Origin of the sequence: Halomonas sp. DQ26W (assembly GCF_003339685.1) — a bacterium.
Taxonomy (GTDB): domain Bacteria; phylum Pseudomonadota; class Gammaproteobacteria; order Pseudomonadales; family Halomonadaceae; genus Halomonas.
On sequence record NZ_QPKI01000009.1, the window covers coordinates 105754 to 116629 of the forward strand.

At 64.8% G+C, this 10876-nt stretch carries 7 protein-coding genes and 1 pseudogene; 6 read left to right on the forward strand and 2 right to left on the reverse strand.

The window, feature by feature from the left end:
• Positions 1-4: 4 nt before the first annotated feature.
• On the reverse strand, positions 5-1069 hold the full coding sequence (lptG, locus tag DU490_RS06930) for an LPS export ABC transporter permease LptG (RefSeq protein WP_114573592.1): 1065 nt from the start codon (positions 1067-1069) through the stop codon (positions 5-7).
• On the reverse strand, positions 1069-2148 hold the full coding sequence (gene lptF, locus DU490_RS06935; RefSeq protein WP_114573593.1) for an LPS export ABC transporter permease LptF: 1080 nt from the start codon (positions 2146-2148) through the stop codon (positions 1069-1071). Before lptF ends, lptG begins: the two co-directional genes overlap by 1 nt.
• Positions 2149-2265: 117 nt before the next feature.
• On the opposite strand from lptF, the gene DU490_RS06940 reads away from it, so the two are divergent.
• The 6 genes and pseudogenes from DU490_RS06940 to DU490_RS06965 form a co-directional block, all read left to right on the forward strand.
• Positions 2266-3786 (forward strand): leucyl aminopeptidase, encoded by a 1521-nt coding sequence (locus tag DU490_RS06940; RefSeq protein WP_114573594.1) that lies wholly within the window; start codon positions 2266-2268, stop codon positions 3784-3786.
• 146 nt (positions 3787-3932) lie between these two features.
• Positions 3933-5033: a branched-chain amino acid aminotransferase gene (locus DU490_RS06945; protein ID WP_258801427.1), complete on the forward strand. Its 1101-nt coding sequence runs from the start codon at positions 3933-3935 to the stop codon at positions 5031-5033.
• A 190-nt stretch (positions 5034-5223) separates the two neighbouring features.
• Positions 5224-5664, forward strand: a complete 441-nt coding sequence (locus DU490_RS06950; RefSeq protein WP_114573596.1) for a DNA polymerase III subunit chi — start codon at positions 5224-5226, stop codon at positions 5662-5664.
• A gap of 304 nt (positions 5665-5968) precedes the next feature.
• Positions 5969-8830, forward strand: a complete 2862-nt coding sequence (locus DU490_RS06955) for a valine--tRNA ligase (protein WP_114573597.1) — start codon at positions 5969-5971, stop codon at positions 8828-8830.
• A gap of 109 nt (positions 8831-8939) precedes the next feature.
• Positions 8940-10397 carry a sigma-54-dependent Fis family transcriptional regulator gene (locus tag DU490_RS06960; protein ID WP_114573598.1) on the forward strand — a complete coding sequence of 486 codons (1458 nt, stop codon included), beginning with the start codon at positions 8940-8942 and terminating at the stop codon, positions 10395-10397.
• A 298-nt stretch (positions 10398-10695) separates the two neighbouring features.
• A pseudogene (locus tag DU490_RS06965) lies at positions 10696-10876 on the forward strand (C4-dicarboxylate ABC transporter); the annotation flags it as partial.

Here is a 10876-nt window from a genome sequence, read left to right on the forward strand (position 1 = left end):
ACTCCTAGCCTGTTCGTCGCAGGAAATAGAACCCCAGGGCCGCACTGATCAGGGTTGGCGCCAGCACAGCCCATATCGGTGAAAAGCCGAATACCGTGGACGCAGGTGCCAGCAGATCCTGCAGATACTTGAAGCAGAGCCCGGTCACCACGCCGTAGAAAACCCGTGTGCCGGCCGCCACGGTACGCAGCGGGCCGAAGACAAAGGAGGCTGCCACCAGCACCAGCGACGCCATGGTCAGCGGCATCAGCATCTTCTGCCAAAAATAGAGCAGTGGCTGAGTAGCCTGCAGCCCCTGGTCATGCAGGAAACGGGCATAGGCCCAGAGCTCACTGGGCGCCTGGCTGTTGATGGGGCGCAGCAGACGGTTGAGCTGAGCTGGCGTCAAGCTGGTCTCCCACCCCTGCTCGGCTAGGTGTTCGGCCGCGGTACGCCCCTCATCGAAACGCGTCGTGGCCACGCCCTCGAGTACCCAGTTACCGTCACGCCAGACGGCACGCTCGGCCACGGTGGCCTCGCGCAGCTCATGGCCCTCGAAACGGTAGCGGGTCAGGTCGACAACGGTATCGTCGGCGCGTATGGCGCCGAAGCGATAGACGCTGTCGCCCTCGCGCTGCCAGCCGCCGCGCTGCATCACCACCGCGCCTTCACCCTGCATCTGTTCCAGTCGCCAGGCGCTGGCGAACTGCTCGGTGCGCGGGCTGACATACTCGGCCACGATCAGTACCGCCACCACCACCAGGATAATCGGCTTCATGACACCCCAGAGTATCCGGGTGAGTGAGCGGCCCGCGGCCCGCATCACCGTCAGTTCGTTGCTCGATGCCATGCTGCCCAGACCAACCAGGGCACCGATCAGCACCCCCACCGGGGCATACTGATAGAAGCGCCAGGGCAGCCGCATGATCAGGTAAAGCAGCACCTGGAAGGCACCAAAGTCACCTTCCACGTCGTCCAGGTCGTTGATGTAGGAAATCACCAGGTCAAGACCCAGCAACAGCACCTGTACCACAAGAATGGCGCCAAGCACATTGCGGGCGATATAGCGATCGAGACGATCCGTCACCATCAGCGCATTCCCTTCTTCTGGGCACGCACCATCATGCCCAGACCGAGCACCAAGAAGGCGGCGTGAATGGGCCACATACCTATCGCAGCAGGCAAGGAACCGCGCCCGATGGCATCCAATGCCGCCAGCAGCAGGCTCAGATAGCAGACATGCAGGAAAATGGCCGGCAAAAGCTTGGCGAAGCGCCCCTGTCGCGGATTGACCCGGGACAGCGGCATCGCCATCAAGGTCAGGATGAAGACCATGATTGGCAGGGAGAGCCGCCACTGCAGCTGCGCCCTCGCCTGGCTGGTGTCATCACTCAGCAGCTCTTTCGTGGAGGCGTAATCCGGCGACTCCAGCGCACGCCGGTCGCCACCCAGCGCAAGCCGCACGGCATAGGTGGCAAACTCGAGCCGTTCGGCCTCGAATCGCCCTGGGTCGACGCTGTAGCGCTCGCCGTCAGCCAGCACCAGGAACCGGCTGCCGGTCTCTGCGTCCACGGTCTGGTAACCACTTGTCGCCCGTGTCACGGCACTCTCGGGGGTGCCGTCCCGCCTGCGCTGACGCTCGCTGATAAAAACCTCCTGCATGCGGCTGCCATCACTGCTGAAGGACTCGGTATAGGCGGTACGTCCACCGCCGAAATCCTGGAAGCGGCCCGGGGCCAGGGCGGTGAAGTCCAGCCGACTGCGCTGATCCTCCAGCATCACGGCATTGTGCAGCGCCCCGGCGGGAGTCAACCATAGGCTGCATAGCCCCACCAGAATCGCCACCAGGGTGGCCGGTATCAGGCTGACGTGCAGGAGTCGCGCGGGACTGGTGCCGCAGGCAACCAGCACGGTGATCTCACTGTTCAGATAAAGCTGGCCATAAGCGAGCAGGATGCCGAGAAAAAATGCCAGCGGCAGAATCAGCTCGAGAAACCCCGGCAGGTGATACAGCATCAGGTTACCGAGAATGCTGGCGGGAATGTTTCCCTCCGCTGCATCGGCAAAATAGCGGATGAAGCGGCTACCCATGATGACCAGCAGAAGGACGCCGGCAACGGCGGCCATCGTCAGGAGAATCTCGCGGGTCAGGTAACGAAAAATGATCATGCAGCCGTCTTCCATGCAATGGCGCCATGCCTTGAGTACACTGGGGTGACTCGGCAATGGCCTGGAGCCGTGCCGGCATTATCCAGAATCCCCCTTCGCTTGTCTTGTGGAGTCACAATGGAATTCCCAGTTCAGACGGCTAATCCCGCCAAGGCCGAAACGGCCTGCCTCGTGGTACCGGTGTTCAAGGAGGGCGACCTGTTGCCCACCGCCGCCAAACTCGACGATGCCAGTGAGCGGCTGATCGGACAGCTGATCGAGCGCGGAGACTTCGATGCCAAGGCAGGCAGCGTTCAGCTGGTGCCGTTTGCCCCCGGCCTGGGCGCCGACCGCCTGATGCTGGTTGGTCTGGGCGAGCAGGCCAAGTGCCACGAGCGAGCCTTCATCAAGGCGCTGGACGCCGCCTTCACCGCCCTGGCCGGCCTGCCGGTGGAGGACGTCGCGGTGGCGTTCACCGATGTCCCGGTTCCCGACCGAGCCTGCGACTGGAAGGCGCGCATGGTCGCCGAGTCCGCCCACCGGGCCGTCTACCGCTTCAACGAATTTAAGTCGCAGCCGACACCGGTCCCCAGGCTGGCCCGTGTCACGCTGCTGGTCAGTGAAGGGGGCAACGCCGCAGCCGCCCGGGAAGGCGCACGTATCGGTGATGCCGTCGGCCAGGGTGTCGCCCTGACCCGCACCCTGGGCAACCTGCCGGGTAACGTCTGCACGCCACGCTACCTGGCCGAACAGGCCGAGGTACTGGGCAAGGGTTCGGGCGCCGCGCTCACGGTCGAGATCCTCGACGAAGCGGCGCTGGAAGCGCTGGGTGCCAACAGCCTGCTCTCCGTAGGCCGCGGCAGTGAGGAGCCCACGCGACTGATCGTAATGTCGTATCAGGGCGCAGAAGACTCAGAAGAAGCGCCCCACGTACTGGTGGGCAAGGGCATCACCTTCGACACCGGCGGTATCTCGCTCAAGCCCGGCGAGTCCATGGACGAGATGAAGTTCGACATGTGTGGCGCGGCCAGCGTATTCGGCACCGCCAAGGCTGTCCTTGCGATCAAGCCCAAGCTCAATCTGGTCTTCATCGTCGCTGCCGCCGAGAACATGCCCGATGGCCGGGCCACCAAGCCCGGCGACATCATCACGACCCTCAAGGGCCTGTCGGTCGAGGTACTCAACACCGACGCCGAGGGCCGGCTGGTACTGTGCGACGCCCTGACCTACGCTGAGCGCTTCGAGCCTGCCAGCGTGATCGACATCGCCACCCTCACCGGGGCGGCCATCATCGCCCTTGGCCACCATGCCACGGGACTGCTCTCCAACGACGACGACCTGGCGCTGGACCTGCTGGATGCCGGGGAAGCCGCCTGGGACCGCGCCTGGCACATGCCATTGTGGGAGGAGTACCTTGAGCAGCTCGACTCCAACTTCGCCGACCTGGCCAACATCGGCGGCCGCCCGGCCGGCACCATCACCGCCGCCTGCTTCCTCTCGCGCTTTGCCGACAAGTTCCCCTGGGCGCACCTCGACATCGCCGGCACCGCCTGGACCTCGGGCAAGCAGAAGGGGGCCAGCGGCCGCCCGGTGGGCCTGCTGACCCAATACCTGCTTGACCGGGAAGCGGATGCTCGCGTCGAGATTGGCGACAATTGAGCCAAGAGGGTTGCCATCGCGCTCGGCAACCTTTACATCTGAACCATTGACAACGCATCGAGCCGGCTCACACCGGCTCGATGTTCCTGTATCGCCCCTTGAGTGCAGTCGGATGGCTGTCTCAGGGACTGCGGAGACCCTTTGCCGTGCCCACTGCAAGCTTTGACCTACGACCCAACGCCACTCCCACGGCGACACCGATCCGTGAAGACATCCTCAAGAACCCCGGCTTCGGTCGTTACTTCTCCGATCATATGGCTCACGTGCGCTGGACCCTCGATGCCGGCTGGCACGGTCGCGAAGTGCGCCCCTACGGCCCGCTGACCCTGGACCCGGCCGCTGCCGTGCTTCACTACGGCCAGGAGATATTCGAGGGCATCAAGGCCTACCGCCATGCCGACGGCTCCATCTGGACCTTCCGACAGGACAAAAACGCCGAGCGCTTCCGCCGCAGTGCCCGTCGCCTGGCCCTGCCGGAACTCTCCGACGAGGACTTCAACGGCTCCCTCAAGGCACTGCTGGCCCAGGACCACGACTGGGTGCCCACGCCGGCCAGCGAAACCGACGAGTGCAGCCTCTATTTGCGCCCCTTCATGATCGCCAGCGAGAAGTTCCTCGGCGTGCGCCCGGCCCACGAGGTCGACTACTACGTCATCGCCTCGCCGGCGGCGGCCTACTTCAAGGGTGGCGTGGAGCCGGTCTCCATCTGGCTCTCCAGCCACTACAATCGTGCTGCCCCCGGCGGTACCGGCTTCGCCAAGTGCGGCGGCAACTATGCCGCCTCGCTGGCCGCCCAGAAGGAGGCCAGCGCCCACGACTGCGGCCAGGTTGCCTTCCTCGACGCCCGCGAAAACAAGTGGATCGAGGAGCTGGGCGGCATGAACCTGTTCTTCGTCTTCAAGGACGGTCGCATCGCCACCCCACGCCTCACCGATACCATCCTCGAGGGCGTGACCCGCGACTCGGTGCTGACCCTGGCCCGGGACGAAGGGCTCTCCCCCGAGGAGCGGCCGATCAGCATCGACGAGTGGCGCGAGGGCGCCGCCTCCGGTGAAATCACCGAGGTCTTCGCCTGCGGCACCGCCGCGGTGATCACCCCGGTGGGCGAACTGGTCACCGAAGAGGGCCGTATCCGGCTGGCCGCCGGCAGCGACAACCCCATCGCCAAGCGCCTGCGCACCAAGCTGCTCGACCTGCAGTACGGTCGCGCCGAAGACACGCATGGGTGGCTAACCCGCCTGGTGTGATATCAGAAATTCAGTGGTGGACATACTGACGTCCACCCGGACCGCGGCCCTCGCCACCGTGACGGGGGCGCCGGAGGGCGGGCCGTAGCGGAGGTCCTACGCCAGGGATGGCGTCGGTAGCGTACAGGGAAGTATTCACAGCGCCTCCGCGCAGGCCTGCCCTGCGGGAAAGCCCCCAGGCAGATCCCAGATGACCCAAGTAGATTTCTATATTCTCCCCGACACCACCTTCGAGGCACGCCTCGACTTCGCCTGCCGCCTGGCCGAGACCATCGCCGGCAAGGGCTTCCGGCTGCACCTGCATGCCGAGGACGAGGCCATGGCCCGCGACCTCGACGACAGGCTATGGACCTTCCGCCCCGACGCCTACCTGCCCCATGCCCTTCTCGGCAGCGACATGGCTGACAGCGTGGCGGTGACCATCGGCTGGGAGCATCCCCCCGAACCGGTTCCCGATACATCCATGGCGATGCTCAACCTCGACCCCGGCATCCCCGAGTGGTTCTCGCGCTTCGAGCGGGTCGCCGAGATCATCAACCAGCACCAGCAGGTGCTCACCGCCAAGCGGGAGTGCTGGCAGACCTACAAGCAGCGCGGGTATCCAGTCAAGGCGCATCAGCTTCGCGGCTAAGACTGTTACGAAAACTGGCTGCGCTTGCCCATTGCGCCGCCTAGGTGAGGGGCGCCGGGGGCAGGCCGGAGAGGAGGTCATTCGCCATGGATGGCGAATGTAGCGCCCAGGGATGGGTTCACAGCGCCTCCTCGCAGGCCTGCCGCCGGATCAGCCCCGGTCCGCGAAGTTCAGTAGGCAGGGCTGGCTGACGCCAAGTGCCTCATCGCGCTATAATCGAGCCCATTTTTCGAACGCTCTACGACGACTTCCTGCCGCCCGGCGCCTCGACCGGCGGCGATCATTTCTGGACCCGGAACGCCCCATGGACAAGACCTACCAACCCGAGCAGATCGAATCCCGCTGGTACGAGCGCTGGGAGGCCGACGGCCGCTTCGCCCCCTCGGGCGAGGGCGAACCCTACTCGATCATGATCCCGCCGCCCAACGTCACCGGCAGCCTGCACATGGGCCACGCGTTCCAGGACACCATCATGGACACCCTGATCCGCTGGCGGCGCATGCAGGGCAACAACACCCTGTGGCAGGTGGGCACCGACCACGCAGGCATCGCCACGCAGATGCTGGTGGAGCGCAAGGTCGCCGCCGAAGAGGGCAAGACGCGCCATGACCTCGGCCGTGACGCCTTCATCGAAAAAGTGTGGGAGTGGAAGCACGAGTCCGGCGGGCACATCACCCGCCAGCTGCGCCGCATGGGCGCCAGCGTCGACTGGAGCCGCGAGCGCTTCACCATGGATGACGGCTTCTACAAGGCGGTGCAGGAAGTCTTCGTGCGCCTCTATGAAGAGGACCTGATCTACCGCGGCAAGCGCCTGGTCAACTGGGACCCGACCCTGCACACCGCGATCTCCGACCTCGAGGTGGAGAACCGCGACCAGCAGGGCAGCTTCTGGCACTTCCGCTATCCGTTGGCCGACGGCGTCACCACCGACGCGGGCCTGGGCTACCTGGTCGTCGCCACCACCCGTCCCGAGACGATGCTGGGCGACACCGGTGTAGCGGTCAATCCCGAGGACCCGCGCTACGCCTCGCTGGTGGGCAAGTTCATCGAACTGCCCCTGGTCGGCCGCCGCATCCCCATCGTCGCCGACGAACACGCCGACATGGAGAAGGGCTCGGGCTGCGTGAAGATCACCCCGGCCCACGACTTCAACGACTACGAGGTGGGCCGCCGCCAGGGCCTGCCGCTGATCAACGTCTTCACCCAGGACGCGGCGATCCTGCCCCAGGCCGAAGCCTTCGATATCCAGGGCCGTCCGCTGCCCGACATCGACCCCAGCCTGCCCCAGGCCTACGCCGGGCTCGACCGCTTCGAGGCACGCAAGCAAATCGTCGCCGACATGGAGGCCGCCGGCCTGCTGGAGCAGGTCGAGACGGTGAACAACACCCTGCCCTATGGCGACCGCAGTGGCGACGTCATCGAGCCGCTGCTCACGGACCAGTGGTTCGTTGCCGTGGAGAGCCTGGCCAAGCCGGCCATCGAGGCGGTGGAGAATGGCGACATCCAGCTCGTGCCCAAGAACTACGAGAACATGTACTTCTCGTGGATGCGCGACTTGCAGGACTGGTGTATCTCTCGCCAACTGTGGTGGGGCCACCGCATTCCCGCCTGGTACGACAGGGAAGGCAACGTCTATGTCGCCCGCACCGAGGCCGAGGCCCGCGACAAGCACGGCCTGGCCGCCGACGTGGCGCTGACCCAGGACGAGGACGTGCTCGACACCTGGTTCAGCTCGGGTCTGTGGACCTTCGGCACCCTGGGCTGGCCGGAGAAGACCCCGGAGCTCGCGACCTTCCACCCCTCCAGCGTGCTGGTCACCGGCTTCGACATCATCTTTTTCTGGGTCGCGCGGATGATCATGCTGACCCTGAAATTCACCGGCGAGGTGCCGTTCAAACAGGTCTACGTTCACGGCCTGGTGCGCGACGGCCAGGGCCAGAAGATGTCCAAGTCCAAAGGCAACGTGCTCGACCCCATCGACCTAATCGACGGTATTACCCTCGACGAGTTGCTGGACAAACGCACCGGCAGCCTGATGCAGCCTCAGAAGGCCAAGGCGATCGCCAAGGCCACCCGCGACGAATTCCCCGAGGGTATCGAGCCCCACGGCACCGACGCGCTGCGCTTCACCTTCCTCTCCCAGGCCACCACCGGCCGCGACATCAAATTCGACATGGGCCGCCTGGACGGCTACCGCAACTTCTGCAACAAGCTGTGGAACGCCACGCGCTACGTACTGATGAACGCCGAGGGCGAAGATTGCGGCGCCTCTCTCGAAGGTCAGGGCGGCGACGTCGAGCTGTCGCTGGCCGATCGCTGGATCGTCTCGCGCCTGCAGCAGACCGAGGCCCAGGTGACCAAGGCGATGGAGGAGTTCCGCTTCGACCACGCGTCGCAAGCACTCTATGAATTCGTCTGGAACGAGTACTGTGACTGGTACCTGGAGCTCTCCAAGCCGGTGCTGTGGGACGACAACGCCTCGGCCTCCGCCAAACGCGGCACACGACGCACTCTGGTGCGCGTGCTGGAGGCGATCCTGCGCCTGGCTCACCCGATGATGCCCTACATCTCCGAGGAGATCTGGCAGCGTGTCGCACCGCTGGCCGGCAAGGCCAGAAGCGACGGCAGCGATTCGATCATGAATCAGCCCTGGCCTCAGCCGGAGAACGACAAGATTGACGAGCAGGCGACCCGCGATATCGAGTGGCTCAAGGGCGTGATCGTGGCAGTACGCAATATCCGCGCCGAGATGAACATCGCCCCGGGCAAGCCGCTGGAGGTCCTACTGACCAAAGGCGGCCCGGACGACCCGGCGCGTCTGGAGGCCAACCGCCGGTTCCTGCCTAAGCTGGCCAAGTTGGCGAGCGTCGACTGGCTGTACGACCACGAACAGGCGCCCCTGTCTGCCACCCAACTGGTAGGCGAAATGGAGGTACTGGTGCCCATGGCCGAGCTTATCGACAAGGATGCGGAGCTGGCGCGCCTGGGCAAGGAGATCGACAAGCAGGACAAGCTGATCGATGGCATCGAGAAGAAGCTTGGAAACGAGAGCTTCGTCGCCAAGGCACCCGATGCCGTGGTCGAGAAGGAGCGCGGCAAACTGGCCGACTTCCAGGCCGCCCGCCGCCTGCTGGTCGAACAGCGCGACAAAATCGCCGCGCTCTGATCAGCGGCCCGAAAACGCCGCGCTCTGACCAGCGGCCCGAAACCGCCGTGCTCTGATCAGCGGCCCGAAACCGCCGCCCGGGAGGGCGGCCATATTGGAGTCTGCGGATATGCCTCGGGGCAAGCCTAGCGGCAGCGACACCAAGGCCAGCTTACCCGGCTCTCTGAGTGGGGGGCTGACGCTCGAGGCGATCAGGCCGCTTTTTCCTCTCTTCGAGCATGCCAGCACCGGGGCCATTTCGGTAGACGCCGATGCTCGACTCACCTGGATCAATGACAGCTACTGTCGCCTGCTGGGCATCGAGGATCCCGCTAGCGCCATCGGCCGACCGGTCTCCGAGGTCGTTCCCCATACGCGCATGCCCGAGGTGATTCGCAACGGCCGGCCTATCCTGCTCGATATCATGGAGTTTCAGGACCACCAACTGGTGGTGATGCGCCTGCCACTTCACGACCGGGAGAGCGGCAAGGTCAGCGGTGGCGTGGCCTTTATCGTCTTCGACGATCTCGAGCCCCTGACTCCGCTGATCGGCAAGTATCGGCGCCTGCAGAACGACCTGGCTGCGGCCCGACGTGCCCTGGCCAAACGCGGCGCCCGCTACGACATGGGTGACTTCATCGGCGCCAGCCCAGCGGTGCTCGAGATCAAGCGTCGTGCCCGGCTGGCCGCCGCCCGCGCTACGCCGGTGCTGCTTCTGGGCGAGACGGGGACTGGCAAGGAGGTGCTGGCCCAGGCCATCCATGTTGCCTCGCCCCGCGGCGACTCACCGTTCGTGGCCGTCAATGTGGCCGCCGTGCCCGAGAACCTGCTGGAGGCAGAATTCTTCGGCGTCGTCCCAGGGGCCTTTACCGGGGCTGATCGGCGCCCCCGTCAGGGCAAGTTCCAGCTGGCCCATGGCGGCACCCTGTTCCTCGATGAAGTGGGCGACATGCCGCTGGCCCTACAGGCCAAGCTGCTGCGGGCCCTTCAGGAAGGGGAAGTGGAGCCACTCGGCTCCAACGAGATCAAGCCAGTGGATGTCCGGGTGATCGCCGCCACCAGCTGTGACCTGGAAGCGATGGTGGCAGAAGGCAGCTTTCGCTCCGACCTCTATTATCGGCTCAACGTGCTGCGCATTCGCGTGCCTCCGCTGCGCGAGCGCCTGGCAGACCTGGGCATCCTCTGTGAGACGATCCTCGGCAAGCTGGCCATGGAGAGCGGCGAGCGCCGCGCCGAGATCACCGCCGAGGCTGTGGCCTTGCTGCATCAGCATGACTGGCCGGGCAATATCCGTGAGCTGCGCAATACCCTGGAACAGACACTGGCACTCAACGAAGCGTGCCGCGTGATCGACGCGCCGGAACTCCTGGCGGCCCTTCCCTATCAGCCTCGCGAGGACCACACACGCACGACGGTCGCCCCCATCCGGGCCCTGGCCGAGGTGGTGGCCGAAGCCGAGCGTACCGCACTGCAGAACGCTCTGGATGCGTGCCGCGGCAACAAATCCCGAGCGGCCCGCCTGTTGGGCATACCACGCTCGGTGCTCTACGAAAAGCTCGCCAAGCTGTCCAGTAAACCGGACACCTGACCAGAAAACAGACACAATACGCTGCGGCCAAAGTCTATAGTTGTCCGTACATACGGACACTCTGCACTCCCACTCCCGCGAAAAAATCGACAGGCATCTGTTTTAGAACGCGTTTTAATAGTTGGCATGGAATGTGCTGTTAAGTTAGCAAGCGCCACCTGATGTGGCGCCAATAAAGCCGCATGCTGCGGCGATCACAAGAAAACCAACGCAGACCAACAACGTCGTTTTAGCAGCTGCTGCACTGACTACGCTGCACCGACAGAGCTGCACTGAAAATAACGTACCAGGAGCCTTCATGCCGTTCATTCCGACTCTCGCCACCCGCATCCGCCCCGTCACACTCGGTGTCGCATCCGCCGCTGTGCTGGCAAGTGCCACCCTGGCAAGCACCGCCAACGCCCAGGAGAGCGTCCGCTGGCAGGTGCCCATCGCCTTCCCGTCCCACCTGGTCGGCTTGAGCACCCCCGTGCGCTATC

Bases quoted from the DNA above. Each gene is read 5' to 3' on its own strand.
- DU490_RS06960 (WP_114573598.1), top strand. From the start codon at position 8,940: ATGCCTCGGGGCAAGCCTAGCGGCAGCGACACCAAGGCCAGCTTACCC.
- DU490_RS06940 (WP_114573594.1), top strand. From the start codon at position 2,266: ATGGAATTCCCAGTTCAGACGGCTAATCCCGCCAAGGCCGAAACGGCC.
- lptF (WP_114573593.1), bottom strand. From the start codon at position 2,148: ATGATCATTTTTCGTTACCTGACCCGCGAGATTCTCCTGACGATGGCC.
- lptG (WP_114573592.1), bottom strand. From the start codon at position 1,069: ATGGTGACGGATCGTCTCGATCGCTATATCGCCCGCAATGTGCTTGGC.
- DU490_RS06955 (WP_114573597.1), top strand. From the start codon at position 5,969: ATGGACAAGACCTACCAACCCGAGCAGATCGAATCCCGCTGGTACGAG.
- DU490_RS06950 (WP_114573596.1), top strand. From the start codon at position 5,224: ATGACCCAAGTAGATTTCTATATTCTCCCCGACACCACCTTCGAGGCA.